A 17,967-nucleotide genomic window follows, 5' to 3' on the forward strand; every position below is an offset into this window, starting at 1 on the left:
GTACAACACCATCCCAAACGGGGCATATTCCCGCTCGGCATTGTGACGTGCGTCACACCCATTCCGGAGCCCGCCCGATCAGGCGGCCAGCTCCTTGACCTTCTCCAGCAGGCGGACGCGCTCCTCGTGGGTACGGCCGAGCGGCGCGACGTTGAGCGTCGTGACCCCCGACTCCTTCAGCGCCGCGATCCGGTCGCGGACGAAGCCCTCGCTGCCGATCAGCGACATGTTCTCCAGCAGCTCGGCGGGCACCAGCGCGGCGGCCTCGTCCTTCTTGCCCTCCAGGTAGAGGTCCTGGATCTGCTCGGCCTCCTTCTCGTAGCCGTAGCGCCGGGCCAGGTCGTTGTAGAAGTTCTTGCCCTTGGCGCCCATGCCGCCGATGTACAGGGCGGCCATCGCCCGGCCGAAGTCGCGCAGCCCGGCCACGTCGTCGCCGATGGCCAGCGCCGCCTGGGCGATGACGTCGAGCTCCCCCAGCTCGGGGTCGCGCTTCGCCCGGCCGGCGGCCAGCGCCGGGCCCCACACGTCGGCGGCCTTCTCCGGGTAGTAGAAGATCGGCTCCCAGCCCTCGGCCAGCTCGGCGGTCATCTCCACGTTCTTGGGGCCGATGGCGGCGACCACGATCGGGATGCGCGGGCGCACCGGGTGATTGATGATCTTCAGCGGCTTGCCCAGGCCGGTGCCCTCACCGGCGGGCAGCGGCACCTGGTAGTTGCGGCCCGCGTGCTCCAGCCGCTCGCGCCGCCACACCTTGCGGCAGATCTCGATGACCTCCCGGGTACGCCCGATCGGCGCGGTGTACGGCACCCCGTGGAAGCCCTCGATGACCTGCGGCCCCGACGTCCCGATGCCCAGCGTGAAGCGCCCGTCGGAGACGAAGTCCATGCCCGCGGCGGTCATGGCCAGCAACGTCGGCGTACGGGAGTAGATCGGCAGGATGCCCGAGGCGATCTGCACCCGCTCGGTCTTCGCCGCGATGTACCCCATCTGGCTGACGGCGTCGAAGCTGTACGCCTCGGCCACGAAGACGATGTCGAGGCCCGCCTTCTCGTAGTCGGCCAGCTCGGCGACCGTCTCCTTGAAACCGCCCGAGTAGTTGAGTGCCATACCGATGCGCATGCCGGGCTCCCGATGAACCGAATGTTGTTCCGTTGCGACGTCAACAGGTTAGCGTGTCGGCGTGTCGCGCGGCGAAGCACTAGCCTGGTTCGGGTGCTGAGCCGGGTCGTCGTCATCGCCTCCGCAGTGGTCGCCCTGGCCCTGGCGGGTCATTCGCTCATCCCGTCGCTCGGCGGATTCACGCCCGTCCTGGAGAGCCTGCTGCCCTGGATGGGGCTGGCGGTGCCGCTGCTGCTGCTCCTCGCCCTGCTGGCGCGCTCCAGGGCGGCCGCGCTCGCGGCGCTGGCGCCCGGCCTGGTGTGGGCGGCGATGTTCGGCTCCACGCTGCTGGCCGCGCCGCCCGGCGGCCCCAGCGACCTGGCCGTCGGCACGGTCAACGTCGGCGTGCGCAACAGCGCCTCCGGCGAGGCGGTCAAGGCCATCGCCGAAGGGCTCGACCTGCTGGCCGCCCAGGAGCTGACCCCGGGCGGGCCCGCGGCCAAGCAGCTCAACAAGCTGTTCCGCTACCACTACCCGGTCAGCACGGTCGGCCTGTGGAGCCGCTACCCGATCAGCGAGACCCGCCCGCTCGACGTCGGCATGGGCTGGCCGCGGGCGCTGCGCGCGGTGGTGAGCACCCCCAAGGGCAAGGTCACCGTCTACGTCATGCACCTGGCCTCGGCCAGGCCCGGCCACACCGCCTCCCGCGACGCCTCCCTGGCCCACGCCCGCCGGCTCGTCGACGCCGACCCCAGCAAGCGCGTCCTGCTGCTCGGCGACCTCAACACCGCCACCACCGACCGCGGCATGCGCGGCCTGACCCCGCCGCTGACCGACGCCCAGAGCGTGGCCGGCGACGGGTTCGGCTTCACCTGGCCGGCCGAGTTCCCGATCACCCGGCCCGACCACATCCTGTTCAGGGGCATGACGGCGACCAAGGCGGGGGTGGCCCCGGCGACCGGCAGCGACCACCGCGCGGCGATCGCCTCCCTGCGCTTCTAACCGCTTCCAACCGCCTTCCAGCGGCCTTCCAGCAGTTCCCGGTGCGGGTTTAGCGGCCTTCCAGCAGCTGCAGGTCCTGCGGCGTGTCGATGTCGGCCGGGTCGCCGTGCTCGTCACAGGCGACCTCGGTGACCAGCCCGGGATGCGCCTTCATGAACGCCCGCGCCCCCACGTCGCCCACCGCCAGCTCCGCCACCCCCGCGAAGTGCTCGCGCGCGATCAGCACCGGGTTCGCCCGCCGTCCGCCGTAGGTGGCCACCGCCAGCCCGGCCCCCGAGCCGGCCAGCGCCCGCACCGCGCCCGCCCGGACGAGCGGCTGGTCCACCAGCGCGACCACCACGGCCGTCGCCTCCGGCGGCAGCGCGGCCAGCCCGGCACGCAGCGAGGAGCCCATGCCGGTGCGCCAGTCCGGGTTGCGCACGCTGACCGCCCCGCGCACCTGCACGGTCGCCGCGCCGAGCACGACCACCACCGGATGGCAGCCGCCCTCCTCCAGCAGCCGCACCCCGCGGTCGACCAGCCGTTCGCCGCCGAACTCCACGAGCGCCTTGGGGGTGCCCAGCCGGGCGCCCTCCCCCGCGGCGAGCAGCAGCCCGGCGATCACGCCGGCTCCCCGTGGATGCGCCCGCCCGTCTGCGACAGGGGCCGGCCCGAGCCGCCCCACCGGAGCTGGATCAGCTCGGCGGCGATCGACACGGCGGTCTCCTCCGGCGTGCGGGCGCCCAGGTCGAGGCCGATGGGCGATCTCAGCCGGGCCAGCTCGGCCTCGGTGAGCCCGGACTCACGCAGGCGGGCCAGCCGGTCCTCGTGCGTACGGCGCGAGCCCATGGCCCCGATGTAGCCCGCCTCGGTCCGCAGCGCCACCTCCAGCAGCGGCACGTCGAACTTGGGGTCGTGGGTCAGCACGCAGATCACCGTGCGCTCGTCCACCTGGACCGAGGCCAGGTAGTCGTGCGGCCACTTGACCACCACCTCGTCGGCCTCGGGGAACCGCTTGGCGGTGGCGAAGACCGGCCGGGCGTCGCAGACGGTGACGTGGTAGCCGAGGAACTTGCCCACCTTGGCGACGGCCGCGGCGAAGTCGATCGCGCCGAAGACCAGCATGCGCGGCGGCGGCGCGAACGACTGGACGAACACCGACAGGTCGTCCAGGCGCCGCTCGCCGTGCCCGCCGTAGTGCCTGATGCCGGTCAGGCCCTGGGCGAGCATGCCGCGGGCGTCGTCGTCCACGGCCTCGTCGAGGCGGTCCAGGCCAAGGGTGCCCGACGAGCGGCCGGGCCAGACGATCCGGCGGGCGCCGATCGGGCCGGGGCCGGCGACGATGGTGGCGACCGCGACCGGCTGGTGCGCCTCGACCGCGGCGAAGATCTCGCCCAGCTCGGGGAAGGTCTCGATGGAGACCGGCTCGACCAGGATGTCGATGATGCCGCCGCAGGTCAGCCCGACGGCGAAGGCGTCGTCGTCGCTGACGCCGTACCGCTGCAGGACGGGGGCGTCGGCCTCGGAGGCCAGCTCGAAGACCGCCCCCTCGACGCACCCGCCCGAGACGCTGCCCACCACCTCGTCGCCGCGCACCGCCATCGCCGCGCCCGGCGGGCGTGGCGCGCTGCTGAACGTGCTCACCACGGTCGCCAGCCCGAACCTGAGCCCCGACCTCCACCACCGCATGATCTCCGGGAGCACGTCACGCATGGGCGAGCCTTTCGCTGAGTTCCTCGTAGGCGGCCAGGCTGTGCCCGGCCACCAGGTCGTCCAGATGCGGCAGGGCGGCCCGCATGCCTCCGGTCAGCGGCTGGTAACCCTCATATCCCTTGTGCGGATTGACCCAGATGAGCCGGTACGCCTGCCGGGCCAGCCTGGCGAGCTGGGCGCCCAGGAGCGCGGGGTCACCGCGTTCCCAGCCGTCGGAGGCGATGACCACGATCGCCCCCCGGGCGCTGTGACGGATCAGGTACTCCTTGAACTCCTCTCCGAGCCGGGTGCCGCCGCTCCAGTCGGGGATGACCGCCGACGCCGCGTTCAGCGCCGTGCCGGGGTCGCGGTGGCGCAGCTCGGCGGTGACCTCGGTGAGCCGGGTGCCGACCGAGTAGACCCTCGTGGCCCGCGGCACGGTCCTGACCAGCGCGTGGGCGAAGCGCAACAGGGTCTCGGCGTAGGGGGCCATCGACCCGCTGACGTCCACGAACAGCACCACCTGCCGGGGCCTGGTCGTGTGCCGGCGGCGCCGGAGCCGGGCCACCTCGCCGTTGCGCAGCGCCTCGCGCACGGTGCGGCGCTGGTCCAGCCTGCCCCGGTGGGCCCGCTCGAAACGGCGGGAGCGGCGCGCGGCCCGGCCGCGGCCGAGCAGGGCCAGCATGCGGTGCACCTCGGCGCGTTCCGCCTCGGTGAGCCGGGCGACGTCCCGGTGCCGCAGCACCTCGGCGCGGCTGGCCGTGGCCGGGGCGGCGGCGTCCTCGCCCGCGCCCGCCTCGTCGCCGTCGCCGGCCGCCAGGTGCCGGGTGACGCTGGTCGTCGCGGTACGGGCCGCCGCCGCCCGCCGTCCGCCGAAGTAGGCGGCGAAGCAGCGGTCGTAGCGGGGCAGGTCGTCGGGGGTGGCGCACAGGGTGAGCCGGCCGGCCCAGTAGAACGCCTCCCGGTCCCCGGCGTCGAGGTGGCCGAGGGCCTGCAGCAGGCTCCGCGTCCGCTCGTGGTCGGCGTCCACGCCCGCCGCGCGCAACGTCCTGACGAAGCCCGTCACGGTCCGGACCAGCTCATCCACCGGACAGCAGCCCGTCGGCCAGGACGGCGGCGACATCCTCGCGGTACTTCAGCGCGGCGCCCAGCGTGGCCGCGGCCAGGTCGGGGTCGAGCTCCCTGGCCCCGAGCGTCAGCAGCGCCTCGGTCCAGTCGAGCGTCTCGGCCACGCCCGGCGGCTTGACCAGGTCCGCCTGCCGCAGCCGTCCGGCCGCCCGCGCCACCTGCAGGGCCAGCTCCTCGGTGCAGCCGGGCAGGCGGCGCAGCAGGATCGCGACCTCGCGGTCGAAGCTCGGGTGCTCCAGCCAGTGGTAGAGGCAGCGCCGCTTGAGCGCGTCGTGCACCTCGCGGGTGCGGTTGGAGGTCACCACGACGACCGGCGGCGTCGCGGCCCTGATCGTGCCCAGCTCGGGGATGGAGACGGTGAAGTCGGAGAGCACTTCGAGCAGGAACGCCTCGAACTCGTCGTCGGCCCGGTCGATCTCGTCCACCAGCAGCACGCTCGGCTGGGTCTCCACGGCCTTCAGCAGGGGACGGGCGATCAGGAAGCGGCGGTCGTAGATCTCCCCCTCCAGCCGGGCGGCGTCGGTGATCCCGGCGGCCTCGGCGGCCTTGAGGTGGAGGAGCTGGCGGGCGAAGTCCCAGTCGTACAGGGCCTGGGACGCGTCGAGGCCCTCGTAGCACTGCAGCCGGATCAGCGGGGCCCTGAGCATCGTCGCGAGGGTCTTGGCCAGCTCGGTCTTGCCGACGCCCGCCTCCCCCTCCAGGAACAGCGGCCGCCCCATCCGCAGCGCCAGGAAGGCGGCCGTGGCCAGCCCCCGGTCGGCCAGGTAGTCGTGCCGGTCGAGCAGCTCGGTGAGCTTGTCCGGCGACTCGATGTCCATTGCCCTGATTGTCCGCCGCAGCACGCCTTCAGGCTACGTCGCAACCCCGGCCCGGCGATATCGGCTCGCCCTCATCATCGGGTTTCAGTCGCCGGACTTCCTAGGGTTTCAGTCGCCGGACTCGGCCGCCTCGCCGCGTTCGCGGATCAGCGCGGCCAGCTCGGCCGTGGCCCGGCGGGCGCGGGCCTTCTCCGAGCCCTGGATGCCCATGGCGCCGATCGTCCGGCCGTCGGAGAAGTCGATCTTCGGCCACGGGTCGCCCACCAGGAGGGTCACGTCGATGACCTCGGGCCAGGTGTAGCGGTGGACGCGCAGGGCGTTGACGACGGTCAGGCCCTGCTCGTCGGCCTCCACCCGGACCCGGCCCAGCAGGTGGAGCACGTACGCCACCGCCAGGCCGAAGCCCACGATCGCCACCCGGTCGGGCAGCTTGAACGGGTCGGCGATGAAGATCGCCATGAGGACCGCCCCCGCCACCACCACCAGGGCGAAGGCGTAGGGCACGACCCGGCCCCGGCGGGGACGCCAGGTCACGGGCAGGGGCGGCGGGGTCACGGGCTCGGGCACGAGGGAAACCTACCGCAGGTCAGTGGAGGTCCCTCAGGAGGAGGGCGGTCTCCAGGGCGGCCAGGGCCGACTCGTAGCCCTTGTCCTCCTTGCTGCCGGGCAGCCCGGAGCGGTCGAGCGCCTGGTCCATCGTCTCGCAGGTGAGCACGCCGTTGCCGACGGGCGTCTCCTCGTCGAGCGAGACGCGGGTCAGCCCGCTGGTGACCGAGTCGCAGACGTAATCGAAATGGGCGGTCTCGCCCTTGATGACCGCGCCGAGGGCGACCACCGCGTCACAACGCCGGGCCAGGGCCTGGGCCACGACGGGGATCTCCAGCGAGCCGGGCACGCGGACCACGGTCGCGGTGGCGCCGCTGTCGTCGCACGCCTGCACGGCCCGCGCCACGAGCTGGTCGGTGATCTTGGCGTGCCAGCTCGCCGCCACCACGCCCACGACCAGGCCCGCCGCGTCCACCACGGCCACTCCGGGACGGCCTTCGCCACTCATGACGCCTCCGAGATCTCGTGCGGGACGCTGGAGGAGATGTCATGGCCGAGCCGGTCGCGCTTGGCCTCCAGGTACCGCTCGTTGTGCGGGTTCAGGGCCACGGGCATGGGTTCGCGGCCGAGCACCTTGATGCCGTAGCCGTCCATGCCCTTGAGCTTGGCCGGGTTGTTGGTGAGCAGCCGCACCGAGCGCACGCCGAGGTCGGCCAGGATCTGCCCGGCGTTGGAGAACTCGCGGGCGTCCACCGGCAGCCCCAGCTCGACGTTGGCGTCGACGGTGTCGCTGCCGTTGTCCTGGAGGCTGTAGGCCTTGAGCTTGGCCAGCAGGCCGATGCCCCGGCCCTCGTGGCCGCGCAGGTAGACGACGACGCCGCGGCCCTCCTGCGCGATGGCGCCCATGGCGTGGTCGAGCTGCACGCCGCAGTCGCAGCGCAGCGAGCCGAACACGTCGCCGGTCAGGCACTCGGAATGGGCCCTGACCAGGATGTTCTCGCCGCCGCCGAGGTCGCCGTAGACGAGCGCGACGTGCTCGCCGCCGTCGAGGGCGCTGGAGTAGCCGTAGGCCCGCCACATGCCGTACGCGTTGGGCAGGCGGGTCTCGGCGACCCTGGTGACCATGCTCTCGGCGCGGCGGCGATGGTCGACGAGCTGCTCGATGGAGACCAGCGCCAGGTCGTGCTCGTCGGCGAAGCGGCGCAGCTCGGGCAGCCTGGCCATGGTGCCGTCGTCGTTGACCACCTCGGCCAGCGCGCCGGCGGCCGACAGCCCGGCGAGCCTGGCCAGGTCGACGGCCGCCTCGGTGTGGCCGCGCCGGGCCAGCACGCCGCCCTCGCGGTAGCGCAGCGGGAAGATGTGGCCGGGCCGGACCAGCTCGTTGGGCTCGGTGGCCGAGTCGGCGAGGGTGCGGATGGTCCTGGCGCGGTCGGCGGCGGAGATGCCGGTGGTGACGCCGTCCCGGGCGTCGACGGTGATCGTGTACGCCGTGCGCATGCGCTCGCGGTTCTGGGACACCATGAGCGGCAGCCCGAGCCGGTCGAGCTCCTTGCCGTCCATGGCCACGCAGATCATGCCGCTGGTGTGCCGGATCAGGAACGTGCACAGCTCCGGCGTGGCCTTCTGGGCGGCGAAGATCAGGTCGCCCTCGTTCTCGCGGTTCTCGTCGTCGACGACCACGACGGGACGGCCGTTGCGGATGTCCTCGATGGCCCGTTCGATCGGGTCGAGCTTGAACTCGCTCATGCCACTGCCACCACTTCCGGACGGGCGGCGCGGTACTCGCGCAGCCACTTGGCGAAGCCCGTGAGGACCATGACGAAGAACACGGCGTAGACGGCGCCGGAGACGTAGAGGCCGGAGTTGAACGCCACCGGCACGCCCACCAGGTCGACCAGCACCCAGACGATCCAGAAGTCGACCAGCGCCCGGCCCTGCGCCCAGGTGGCGACCGCGCCGCCGACGAAGATGTAGGCGTCGGAGGCCACGACGGCCACCGGCGCGCCCGGGTACCACGACAGGTCGAACGCCTTGAACAGGACCGTCACCACCGCGGTGCCCACGGCCAGCGCCGCCAGCATCCGCCACCGCTCGCCGCCCGTGGCCGGCCGGACGGACAGGGCGTGCTCCTGGGTGCCCTGCCGCCACTTCCACCACCCGTAGACCGCCAGCACGGCGAACAGGGCCTGCTTGAGCGCGTTGCCGGTGACGTGCGCGCTGATCGAGGCGAGGAACAGCAGCACCGAACCGGTGAACTGCACCGGCCAGGTCCACATGGACTTGCGCATCGCGAACGCCACCGTGGCCAGGGCGAACACGTTGCCGGCCAGGTCGGTCCACTTCACCGGCAGACCGAAGATGTCAATCGATGCGTCCACCCAGCTCATCGGGCGCCCACCAGCCTCTCCACATACTTGGCGATCACGTCGACCTCAAGGTTCACCACGTCGCCGACCTGGCGGTCGCCCATGGTGGTCAGCTTCAGCGTGGTCGGGATGAGGCTCACGCCGAAGCTGTCGTCGTCAACCGTCGTGACGGTCAGGCTGATTCCGTCGATGGCGATCGAGCCCTTCTCGGCCACGTACCGGCTGAGCGGGCCGGGCAGGGAGAAGCGCAGGTCGTCCCAGTTCTCGCCGGGGGCGCGGGACAGCAGGCGGGCGGTGCCGTCGACGTGGCCCTGGACGATGTGGCCGCCGAGGCGCTGGTCGGCGCGTACGGACCGTTCGAGGTTGACCGCCGAGCCCGCCGTGAGGCCGCCGAGCGAGCTGCGGTCCAGCGACTCCCTGATGACGTCGACGGTGAACACGTCGTCCTCGACCTCGACGACCGTCAGGCAGACGCCGTTGACGGCGATCGAGTCCCCGTGGGCGGCGTCGGAGGTGACGAGCGGGCCGCGTACGGACAGCAGAGCGCCCCCGCCGGCCGGCTCGATGGCGACGACTTCGCCCTTCTCCTCGATGATTCCGGTGAACATCACTTCTCCCTGCCTTGATGCGGAGCGGGCCGCGCGGTCAGCCGCAGATCCGGCCCGATGGGGGAAAACTCGTCGAAGGTGAGGCGGTGGGCGCCGCTGATCGTGCCGACGCCCGCGGGGCCGAGCGCGGCCCTGCCCTCGCCGAGGAGGGCGGGGGCGAGGTAGGCGATCACTCGGTCGATGAGGCCCTGCCGCAGGAACGCGCCGGCGAGGGTGGGGCCGCCTTCCAGGAACACGCCGACCACCTCGCGGGCGGCCAGCTCGCGCAGGAGGGCGTGCAGGTCGAGGCCGCCCTCCGGGTGCCGGGGCAGGCGCAGCAGGCCGGCCTTGAGTTCCGTCACGGCGTCGTCGGCGACGGCGACCAGCGTGGGGGCCTCGTCGTCGAGGACGCGGGCCGCGGGCGGCGTCCTGCCCTCGGTGTCCACGACGACCCGCAGCGGCGGGCGGGCGCCCAGGGGCCGGCCGGCCAGCGGCGGGCTGCCGGCCAGCAGCGCCCCCGCGTCGCCCTCCCGCGTGTCCGCCCCGGCGTTCTCCGGGAGGCGGACGGTGAGGTGGGGGTCGTCGGCCAGCACGGTGCCGATCCCGGCCACGATCGCGTCGCAGGCGGCGCGCAGCCGGTGCACGTCGGCCCGCGCCTGCGGCGAGGTGATCCACTGGCTGGTGCCGTCGGCGGCGGCCGACCTGCCGTCGAGGGTCGCGGCGAACTTCCAGGTCACGTGCGGCCTGCCGAGCCGGGCGTAGGTGAGCCATTCCTCGTTGACCCGCTCGGCCGCCCCGGCCAGCACGCCCTGCGTCACGCTCACCCCGGCCGCGCGCAGCCGCGCCGCGCCGCCGGCGGCCTTCGGGTTGGGGTCGGCCACGGCGACGACCACGCGGGCCACGCCCGCGGCCAGCAGCGCCCGGCTGCACGGCCCGGTGCGGCCGGTGTGGTCGCAGGGCTCCAGCGTCACGTACGCCGTACCGTCCCGCGCCTGCTCGCCCGCCTGCGCCAGCGCCACGACCTCGGCGTGCGGCCCGCCCGCGTAGGCGTGGAAGCCCTCGCCGACGACCTGCCCGGCGGCCGACAGCACGACGCAGCCGACGACGGGGTTGGGGCTGGTGCCGCCGTGTCCGCGCGCGGCCAGCTCGACGGCGCGCGCCATGTGCGCGGCGTCGGCGGCTGAGATGTCCACCCGGGTCTCCTACTCGCCAGTAGCTTCAAGCCACGGCGGGCCCCGGGGGGTTTTCGGGTGCCGGCACGGCACCACGTCAGGCGCCCGGCTGGGACGCCGGACACCTCGCGCGCTTCCTCCCATCCGGACTTTAACCGTCGGTCCCGGAATTTCACCGGGTCAACCGGCCGATGGCATCGGCCGGGTCGCGGACTGTAACCGCCGGTTCGGACTTTCACCGACCCCGGAGCACGCTAGCTCTCTTCTTGTACCAGTTTGCCATGCCGATTACGGAAAGCGCGACCGCCCCCGTGCTATTTGAACAAGCGCTCGCTCAGGCAGCCATCAACTTGCGCGCCCGCCGGGCCGAGGGCGCGTAGCGGACCTGCTCGGGGACCAGGCCGATGCCGGTGTGCAGGGCGCGCAGCGTGGCCGAGGCCCACAGGTCGCCGACGGGCGTGGCGGGAAGGCCGTACAGGCGGCGGGCCCAGCGCGGCAGCGTGGCCAGGGCCAGCACGGTCAGCGCGGGCACGGCGGGCCGCAGCGCGGACAGCGCGCCGGGCAGCGGCGTGTGCAGCGACAGCCGCAGCGGGTGGGCCGCCTCGGGCACGAGCCGCAGCCCCGGACGCCGGCCGTCGATGTAGGCGCGCAGCTCGGCCACCGAGCCCGGCACGTCGTCCCCGTCCAGGCCCACGACCTCGGCGGCGCGCCGCCACTCGGCGACGAACCGGTCGGCGTCGGCGTCGGACAGCCGCACGCCGGCGCGGCGGGCCACCGTCAGGTAGGAGTCGACCTCGCCGACGTGCACCCAGCGCAGCGCCTCGGGGTCGTCGAGGTGGTAGGTCTCGCCGGTGTCGGGGTCGCGGGCGGTCAGCGTGGCGTGGATCCTGCGCACCCGGCGGCCCGCCCGCTCCACCTCCGCGCGCGTGCCGTACGTGCGCACCCGGACGAACTCGCTGGTCCGCAGGAAGCGCGACCACGCCTCGGCCGGGTCGAGCAGCGCCGAGTTCTGCAGCACGCCGCGCATCGCCCGGGGGTGCAGCCCCTGCATCAGCAGCGCGCGGAAGCCGCCGACGAGCTGGATCGGCTCCCCCATCACCCGCCAGGTCACCGACTCGGGGCCGAAGATCCCATAGTCGTCGTCCATAAGTGAACAGTTACCCCAATAGGTGGTGAAGCATGCAGAAAACCCCCGGCCGGGAACCGGCCGGGGGTTTTCGTCGAGGCTACGGAGATCAGCCGGTGAAGCCGATCGCCGTGTAGTCACGGGCCTGGTACCCGAAGGTGCCGAAGTTGGCCAGCGTCTTCTTGGTCGCCTGGATGGCCGGACGCTGGTACAGCGGGATGGTGTGCACCTGGTCCCAGATCAGCTTGTCGGCGGCGTTGGCCAGCTGGTAGGCCTTGGTCTGGTCCATCTCACCGACAGCGGCGTCGATCGCGGCGTCCAGCGCCGGGTCGCTGCCCTTGGGGAAGTTCGACTCGGAGCCGGTCTTGTAGATCTGCGGCAGGCCGCCGAGGGGCAGCGGCGTGCCGATCCAGGAGAACGGCACCAGGTCGAAGTCGCCCTTGATGATGTAGTCGGTGAAGAACTTGTCATCGGGGACCGGGCGGATCGTCAGCTTGATCCCGGCCTCCTTGAGCATGGCCTGGGTGAGCTCGCCCTCGGTCTTGGCGTACGGCACGCCCGCCGGGACGACGAAGTTCAGCGAGAACTCCTTGCCGTCCTTCTTGCGGACGTCGCCCTCCTGCTTCCAGCCGGCCGCGTCGAGCAGCTCCTTGGCCTTGGGCAGGTTGTACTTGCCCAGCTCGCCGGAGTTGTCGACGTACGCCTTGTGGTTGTTCATGAAGACGTGGTTGCCCAGCGTCTGCAGCGGCCAGTCCATGTCCTTGAGGTCGGACTGCGTGATCACGTCACGGTTGATCGCGTACGCGACGGCCTGGCGGACCGACTTGTCCTTCAGGAACTCGCTCTGGTTGTTGACGGTGATGTGCCGCCAGTTCGGGCTGAGCGACTTGCGGATGTCCACGTTCGGGACTTCCTTGGCCCGCTTGAGGTCGGCCGGGCTGCCCGGCGGGATCTCCACCGCGTCCAGCTCGTCGTTGGCGAAGGCGTTCACCTGCGCGGCGGGCGTCTCGATGGTCCGGTAGATGACCTTGTCGAGCTTGGGCTTACGGCCCCACCACTTGTCGTCGCGCACCACGGTGAGGGTCTTGGTGCCCTCGTTGATGCTCTCGACCTTGAAGGGCCCGGCGGTGACCGGGATCTTCTGCAGGTAGTCCTTCTCGTACTTCTCCGGGGTCTCCATGTGGGAGGCCGGGTAGAGGTGCGGCGAACGGGAGAACTGGCCCTGCCACTCGGGGTAGTTCTTGCCGTAGGTCACGATGGCGACCTTGTCGGAGTCACCCTTGGTGATCGACTCGATGCGGTCCCAGCCGTCGGTGGAGGCCGGCTTGAACTTCTTGTTCTTGCCGTTGTTGGCCTTCCACGCCGCCTCGAGGTCCTTCCAGGTGATCGGCGTGCCGTCCGACCACTGGGCCTTCTCGTTCAGCGTGTAGGTGACGACCTGCTTGCCCGACGACAGGTCCATCTTGACGTCGGTGAGGTAGTCGGGGTTCGCCTTGAAGTTGGCCTGGGAGTCGGCGACCATCAACATCGGCATCAGGGAGTCCAGCATGTCCGCCGTGTCCAGCTGGTTGCCGTCGACGTGGTTGCCGTTCCACTGGCTCGGCCACTGGCCGACCGCCAGGGTGAGCGTGCCGCCGTCCTTGACCTGCTCGTACGGGACGGGGTTGATCGAGATGCCCGGCAGCTCCGACATCTGCTTCTGAGCCTGCTGCGACTGCTCGGCGCTCGGCTTCTTGGCCTCGCCGCCACCACCGCCACAAGCCGCCGCGGCCATGGCGAGGACGGCGATTCCCGCCGCCGCCCGGTAACGAACCTTCACTTTTCCTCCTGATCGTCCGAGGCCGTGATGACCTCGACTTCCTCCGCGTAGTGGCAGGCGGCGCCGTGGTCCACGGCGGTCGCGAGCCGGGCAACCGAGGGCTCTTCGTCCACGCAGCGCCGGCGTTCGGCCTCGGTGAGGAGGGCGAACTTGGGGCAGCGCGTGCGGAACCGGCAACCCGATGGCGGGTCGGCCGGGCTGGGCAGGTCGCCTTCGAGCAGGATCCGCTTGCGCGTGCGCTCCATCTCGGGGTCGGGCAGCGGGATCGCTGACAGCAGCGCCTGCGTGTAGGGGTGCGCGGGGCGGTCGTAGACCTCCTCGACCGTGCCGATCTCGGCGATCCTGCCGAGGTACATGACCGCGACGCGGTCGGCCAGATGCCGGACCACGGCCAGGTCGTGCGCCACGAACAGGTACGACAGCCCCAGGGTGTTCTTCAGCTCGTCCAGCAGGTTGATCACGCCGGCCTGGATGGACACGTCCAGTGCCGAGACCGGCTCGTCCAGGACGAGCAGCTTGGGCTCCAGGGCCAGGGCGCGGGCGATGCCGATGCGCTGGCGCTGGCCGCCGGAGAAGCTCTGCGGGTAGCGCTCGGCGTACTCGGGCGCCAGCCCCACCAGTTCGAGCAGCTCGGCGACCCGCTGCTTGACGTTCTTGCGCCCGTGGGCGCGCAGCGGCTCGGCGATGATGTCGCCGACCGGCATGCGCGGGTCGAGCGCCGCCATCGGGTCCTGGAAGACGATCTGCAGGTCGCCCCTGAGCGCCTTGCGCCCGGACGGGCCGAGCTTGGCGCTGTCCTGGCCGAGCACGACGATCCGGCCGCTCTGCGGCGGGGCGAGCTGCATGATCTGCTGCAGGGTCGTGGTCTTGCCGCAGCCCGACTCGCCGACCAGTGCCAGCGTCTCGCCCTCGGCGATGTCGAAGCTGATGCCGTCCACGGCGTGCACGGTGCCGACGCGGCGCTTGAACACCGCGCCCTTCATCAGCGGGTAGTGCCGGATGAGGTTGTCCAGCTCCAGCACGGTCGCGCGCTGCTCGCGCGGCACGCGGACCACCTCGCTGACCGGGATGACCGGGACCGGGAACACGTCCGTGCCGGTCAGGCCCTTGTACTCGATCTCGCGGGAGCGGATGCAGGCGACGTGCCTGCCGCCGCCGACGTCGGTGAGCGGGGGCTCCTCGTCGTCGCACGAGTCGATCTTCATCGGGCAGCGCGGCGCGAACGGGCAGCCCGGCGGCAGCGCCGCCGGGGAGGGCGGGTTGCCCTCGATCGGCACCAGCGGCCCCTCCTCGCCGTCGATCCTGGGGATCGAGGCGAGCAGTCCCATCGTGTACGGCATCCGCGGCCGGTAGTAGATGTCGTCGACGTTGCCCTGCTCGACCGGCTTGCCGGCGTACATGACCAGCACCCGGTCGGCCATGCCCGCGACGACGCCCAGGTCGTGCGTGATCATGACGATGCCGGCGCCCGTCTCGCGCTGGGCGGTCTTGAGCACCTCCAGCACCTGGGCCTGGATGGTCACGTCGAGCGCGGTGGTGGGCTCGTCGCAGATCAGCAGGTCGGGGTCGTTGGCGATGGCCATCGCGATCATCGCGCGCTGGCGCATGCCGCCGGAGAACTCGTGCGGGAACGCCTTGGCCCGCACGTCCGGGTGCGGGATGCCGACCAGGTCGAGCAGTTCGACGGCGCGCTTGGCGGCCTTGTCCTTGCCCAGCTTCTGGTGGACGCGCAGCGCCTCGGAGATCTGGTCGCCGATCGTGTAGACGGGCGTGAAGGCCGACAGCGGATCCTGGAAGATCATGCTCATCGACTTGCCGCGGACCTTGACCAGGTCGTCTTCCTTCATCCCGATCAGCTCCTGGCCGTGGAGCTTGACCGAGCCGCTGATCTGGGCGTTGCGCGGCAGCAGGCCCATGATCGCCAGGGACGTCACGGACTTGCCCGAACCGGACTCGCCCACGATGCCCAGGACCTCGCCGCGGGCGACCTCGTAGCTGACGCCGCGCACGGCCTCGATGCCGCCGGGGAACGTCACGGTGAGGTCTTGAACCTCCAGGATGCTCATGAGTTGCTCCCCGGGTCGAGTGCGTCGCGCAGGCCGTCTCCGATGAGGTTGATGCTCAGGACCAGCAGCACCAGGAGCCCGGCGGGGAAGGCGAACAGCCAGGGGTAGCCGGTGGCGTTGCGGGAGCCCTCGGCGATCAGCGTGCCGAGCGAGACGTCGGGCGGCTGGATGCCGAAGCCGAAGAAGGACAGCGCGGCCTCGCCGATGACCGCGCCACTCACGTTGAGGGTGGCGTCGATGATCAGCAAGGAGGACAGGTTCGGCACGATGTGCCGGAAAATGATCTTCCAGCGGGGGATGCCCATGTAGACGGCCGCCTGCACGTACTCGCGCTCACGGAGCGAGAGCGTCATGCTGCGCACCACCCTGGAGGTGATCATCCAGGCGAACGCCGCCAGCAGGACCACGAACCAGAGCCAGGAGGCGCCGCGCAGGCGCGGCGAGGCGATCGCGATGATCAGGAAGCTGGGCAGGACGAGGAGCAGGTCCACGCCCCACATGAGGACGCGGTCCACCCAGCCGCCGAAGTACCCGGCGAAGGCGCCGACCATCGCGGCCAGGCCGGTCGAGATGAGCGCCACGAGCAGGCCGATGATGATCGACTTCTGCATGCCGCGCAGGGTGACGGCGTACATGTCCTGGCCGATCGAGGTGGTGCCCCACCAGTGGTCGGACGAGGGAGCCGACAGGAAGGCGAGGAAGTCCTTGTCCTTCCAGTCGTAGGCCCCGAAGTAGGGGCCGAGGTAGGCCAGCGCCACCAGCAGCACGAGGGCGATGAAGCCGTAGCGGGCCTGCCGGTTGCGCAGCATCCGCCCGAGAACAACCTTGGAACGCACTTAGCTCACCCGCACTCGAGGGTCGAGGGCCGCCACCAGCAGGTCCGACAGGAAGCCGGCGAACAGGACGCAGACGGAGGCGAACATGCTGACCGCGGCCACCGAGTTCACGTCGTTCTGGTTGATCGAGTCGACCAGCCAGGCGCCCATGCCGTTCCAGGCGAAGATCTTCTCGGTGAAGGTGGCGCCGGTGAGCATCGTGCCGAAGGCGAAGGCGAAGTACGTGGCCGCGGGGATCAGCGCGGTGCGCAGCGCGTGCTTGACCAGGGCCGTCCTGCGCCGCAGGCCCTTGGCCATCGCGGTGCGGACGAAGTCCTGGCCGAGCACGTCCAGCATCATGTTGCGCTGGATGCGGCTGTAGAAGGCGATCGAGCCCAGGCTGAGCGAGATGGTCGGCAGGATCAGGTGGTTCAGCCGGTTGGTGAACTGCTCCCAGCCGGACAGCTTGGGGTTGTACTCGCCGGTGAACTCGATCAGCGAGAAGCCGAGCCCGCGGTTGAGGTTGTAGGCGGCGATCGCGAGCAGCGTGGCCAGCACGAACACCGGCACCGCCATGATCACGAACGAGCCGACCCCGATCGCCCGGTCGGATATCCGATACTGCTTGACCGCCGACAGGGCGCCGAGCGCCACTCCGAGGACGAACCCCAAGATCGTGCCCACCAGCAGCAGCCGGAGGCTGACGAAGATCCGCCGGCCCATCTCGTCGTTGACCGAACCGCCGTTCCAGGTCTTGCCGAAGTCACCCGTGACGACGCCCTTGGCCCAGGTCGCGTAGCGCTCCAGGACGGGCGTCTTGTCGTTGAGGTTGTAGCTGTCGAGGGTGGCGTCGATGACTTCCTCGGCGACAGGAGGCTGGCGGCCTTCATACGCGCCGCGAGGGTTCATGGTCGTCGCGGCGAGCATGTAAGCCAAGCTGGCCGCGATCGCGACCAAGATCAGATTGATCGCCAACCTGCGGAGCAGGTACTTGCCCATTACCCTCCGTTCGCACTGAACGAGGGCCCGGAAACCCCGGTAGGAGAAGACCCCCGCAATGGAAAAAGACCGTCTTACGCCGCGAAAAGTCATGACGCGGAACGGCGATCAAAACGCAGGATATCTAGCCAAACATCACAGTCAGCAATAGTTCGACATAACGGTAAGGTCACTAAGCATGGTGGCGGCCTGCCGTCGATCATGGCTCTACAGGGGGGCTGAGCTGGGGAAACGTGCGTTACCAAGATCGGTAACCGGCGCTATCGGATCAGCGTATGTCACAGAATCCTGACAAAAAATAACCCAATCTCTAAGTGACGCAGGTCATACTGATCAATAGACTGAGGATTCGTATTTTGCGACGTCGCGGCTTTTGATCTCAGGCGGGTGGCCGGGACGGGCCGGTCCGCGGGCACGCTGCCGCCCGCCCCGAAGACGTCCCCGGGACGCTCCCCCCACGCTCACGCTCCGCTCACCACCCCAGCCCCGCCGGCCCCTCGGCTCAAGACCGGCCCTGCCCCGGCCCCCGCGTCCCAGCGGTCCTCACACTCCCTGCAGCCCCCCTCAGCGCCCCCCGCGCACCGCCAGCGGCTGGGCCCGCACCCCGAGCGGGTTTGCACGCCCCTGGGGCATGCGACTCCTCTGGGCCCGCACCTTCGGTGAGCCCGCGCCTCCCAGTGGGCCTACGCCTCCCAGTTGGCCGCACCCCAGCGGCCCGAGGCGCGACGGCAGGAGTGTGGTGCGCTCCTTGCGG

Annotated in this window: 17 protein-coding genes and 1 riboswitch; of the genes, 1 reads left to right on the forward strand and 16 read right to left on the reverse strand. The window is 71.2% G+C overall.

Annotated elements, in window-relative coordinates:
• Positions 1-78: 78 nt before the first annotated feature.
• The gene (locus AB0J71_RS00285) at positions 79-1,119 is read right to left on the reverse strand and encodes an LLM class F420-dependent oxidoreductase (protein WP_352327129.1); all 1,041 of its coding nucleotides are present in this window, start codon (positions 1,117-1,119) and stop codon (positions 79-81) included.
• Between the two features lie 93 nt (positions 1,120-1,212).
• Between AB0J71_RS00285 and AB0J71_RS00290 the strand changes: the two genes are divergently transcribed.
• On the forward strand, positions 1,213-2,100 hold the full coding sequence (locus AB0J71_RS00290; protein ID WP_352327128.1) for an endonuclease/exonuclease/phosphatase family protein: 888 nt from the start codon (positions 1,213-1,215) through the stop codon (positions 2,098-2,100).
• A 49-nt stretch (positions 2,101-2,149) separates the two neighbouring features.
• On the opposite strand, the gene AB0J71_RS00295 is transcribed toward AB0J71_RS00290, so the two are convergent.
• The 15 genes from AB0J71_RS00295 to AB0J71_RS00365 all read right to left on the reverse strand — a co-directional run bounded on the left by AB0J71_RS00295 (position 2,150) and on the right by AB0J71_RS00365 (position 17,213).
• The gene (locus AB0J71_RS00295; RefSeq protein ID WP_352327131.1) at positions 2,150-2,701 is read right to left on the reverse strand and encodes a nucleotidyltransferase family protein; all 552 of its coding nucleotides are present in this window, start codon (positions 2,699-2,701) and stop codon (positions 2,150-2,152) included.
• Positions 2,701-3,792: an XdhC/CoxI family protein gene (locus tag AB0J71_RS00300; RefSeq protein ID WP_352327127.1), complete on the reverse strand. Its 1,092-nt coding sequence runs from the start codon at positions 3,790-3,792 to the stop codon at positions 2,701-2,703. Before AB0J71_RS00300 ends, AB0J71_RS00295 begins: the two co-directional genes overlap by 1 nt.
• Positions 3,785-4,858 (reverse strand): VWA domain-containing protein, encoded by a 1,074-nt coding sequence (locus AB0J71_RS00305; protein ID WP_364411699.1) that lies wholly within the window; start codon positions 4,856-4,858, stop codon positions 3,785-3,787. Before AB0J71_RS00305 ends, AB0J71_RS00300 begins: the two co-directional genes overlap by 8 nt.
• On the reverse strand, positions 4,851-5,717 hold the full coding sequence (locus tag AB0J71_RS00310; RefSeq protein ID WP_352327125.1) for a MoxR family ATPase: 867 nt from the start codon (positions 5,715-5,717) through the stop codon (positions 4,851-4,853). Before AB0J71_RS00310 ends, AB0J71_RS00305 begins: the two co-directional genes overlap by 8 nt.
• A gap of 108 nt (positions 5,718-5,825) precedes the next feature.
• Positions 5,826-6,284, reverse strand: coding sequence for a PH domain-containing protein (locus AB0J71_RS00315; protein ID WP_352327124.1), 459 nt, complete (start codon positions 6,282-6,284; stop codon positions 5,826-5,828).
• 19 nt (positions 6,285-6,303) lie between these two features.
• A complete protein-coding gene (ribH, locus tag AB0J71_RS00320; protein ID WP_352327123.1) occupies positions 6,304-6,771 on the reverse strand; it encodes a 6,7-dimethyl-8-ribityllumazine synthase in 468 nt (155 codons plus the stop codon).
• Positions 6,768-8,009, reverse strand: coding sequence for a bifunctional 3,4-dihydroxy-2-butanone-4-phosphate synthase/GTP cyclohydrolase II (locus AB0J71_RS00325; protein WP_364411702.1), 1,242 nt, complete (start codon positions 8,007-8,009; stop codon positions 6,768-6,770). The genes ribH and AB0J71_RS00325 overlap by 4 nt, the downstream gene beginning before the upstream one ends.
• Positions 8,006-8,650, reverse strand: coding sequence for a nicotinamide mononucleotide transporter family protein (locus tag AB0J71_RS00330; protein WP_352327121.1), 645 nt, complete (start codon positions 8,648-8,650; stop codon positions 8,006-8,008). The genes AB0J71_RS00325 and AB0J71_RS00330 overlap by 4 nt, the downstream gene beginning before the upstream one ends.
• Complete coding sequence (locus tag AB0J71_RS00335; protein WP_352327120.1) at positions 8,647-9,237, reverse strand: riboflavin synthase; 591 nt, start codon at positions 9,235-9,237, stop codon at positions 8,647-8,649. Before AB0J71_RS00335 ends, AB0J71_RS00330 begins: the two co-directional genes overlap by 4 nt.
• The gene (gene ribD / locus AB0J71_RS00340) at positions 9,237-10,409 is read right to left on the reverse strand and encodes a bifunctional diaminohydroxyphosphoribosylaminopyrimidine deaminase/5-amino-6-(5-phosphoribosylamino)uracil reductase RibD (RefSeq protein ID WP_364411705.1); all 1,173 of its coding nucleotides are present in this window, start codon (positions 10,407-10,409) and stop codon (positions 9,237-9,239) included. Before ribD ends, AB0J71_RS00335 begins: the two co-directional genes overlap by 1 nt.
• A 105-nt stretch (positions 10,410-10,514) precedes the next feature.
• A riboswitch (FMN riboswitch) is annotated at positions 10,515-10,645 on the reverse strand.
• Between the two features lie 77 nt (positions 10,646-10,722).
• Complete coding sequence (locus AB0J71_RS00345) at positions 10,723-11,535, reverse strand: oxygenase MpaB family protein (RefSeq protein ID WP_352327118.1); 813 nt, start codon at positions 11,533-11,535, stop codon at positions 10,723-10,725.
• 88 nt (positions 11,536-11,623) lie between these two features.
• Positions 11,624-13,333, reverse strand: coding sequence for an ABC transporter family substrate-binding protein (locus AB0J71_RS00350; protein ID WP_352322580.1), 1,710 nt, complete (start codon positions 13,331-13,333; stop codon positions 11,624-11,626).
• Positions 13,330-15,399, reverse strand: a complete 2,070-nt coding sequence (locus AB0J71_RS00355; protein WP_352322581.1) for an ABC transporter ATP-binding protein — start codon at positions 15,397-15,399, stop codon at positions 13,330-13,332. The genes AB0J71_RS00350 and AB0J71_RS00355 overlap by 4 nt, the downstream gene beginning before the upstream one ends.
• Positions 15,396-16,235 (reverse strand): ABC transporter permease, encoded by an 840-nt coding sequence (locus tag AB0J71_RS00360; protein WP_352322582.1) that lies wholly within the window; start codon positions 16,233-16,235, stop codon positions 15,396-15,398. The genes AB0J71_RS00355 and AB0J71_RS00360 overlap by 4 nt, the downstream gene beginning before the upstream one ends.
• Positions 16,236-17,213: an ABC transporter permease gene (locus tag AB0J71_RS00365; RefSeq protein ID WP_352322583.1), complete on the reverse strand. Its 978-nt coding sequence runs from the start codon at positions 17,211-17,213 to the stop codon at positions 16,236-16,238.
• Positions 17,214-17,967 lie beyond the last annotated feature (754 nt).

This window comes from Nonomuraea sp. NPDC049637, assembly GCF_040675235.1.
In the GTDB taxonomy this organism is placed as follows: Bacteria; Actinomycetota; Actinomycetes; order Streptosporangiales; family Streptosporangiaceae; genus Nonomuraea.

Excerpts from the sequence above, each read along its gene's own strand:
- AB0J71_RS00335 (WP_352327120.1), bottom strand. The coding sequence starts at position 9,237 with ATGTTCACCGGAATCATCGAGGAGAAGGGCGAAGTCGTCGCCATCGAG.
- AB0J71_RS00310 (WP_352327125.1), bottom strand. The coding sequence starts at position 5,717 with ATGGACATCGAGTCGCCGGACAAGCTCACCGAGCTGCTCGACCGGCAC.
- ribH (WP_352327123.1), bottom strand. The coding sequence starts at position 6,771 with ATGAGTGGCGAAGGCCGTCCCGGAGTGGCCGTGGTGGACGCGGCGGGC.
- AB0J71_RS00355 (WP_352322581.1), bottom strand. The coding sequence starts at position 15,399 with ATGAGCATCCTGGAGGTTCAAGACCTCACCGTGACGTTCCCCGGCGGC.
- AB0J71_RS00365 (WP_352322583.1), bottom strand. The coding sequence starts at position 17,213 with ATGGGCAAGTACCTGCTCCGCAGGTTGGCGATCAATCTGATCTTGGTC.
- AB0J71_RS00330 (WP_352327121.1), bottom strand. The coding sequence starts at position 8,650 with ATGAGCTGGGTGGACGCATCGATTGACATCTTCGGTCTGCCGGTGAAG.
- AB0J71_RS00345 (WP_352327118.1), bottom strand. The coding sequence starts at position 11,535 with ATGGACGACGACTATGGGATCTTCGGCCCCGAGTCGGTGACCTGGCGG.
- AB0J71_RS00300 (WP_352327127.1), bottom strand. The coding sequence starts at position 3,792 with ATGCGTGACGTGCTCCCGGAGATCATGCGGTGGTGGAGGTCGGGGCTC.
- AB0J71_RS00325 (WP_364411702.1), bottom strand. The coding sequence starts at position 8,009 with ATGAGCGAGTTCAAGCTCGACCCGATCGAACGGGCCATCGAGGACATC.
- AB0J71_RS00285 (WP_352327129.1), bottom strand. The coding sequence starts at position 1,119 with ATGCGCATCGGTATGGCACTCAACTACTCGGGCGGTTTCAAGGAGACG.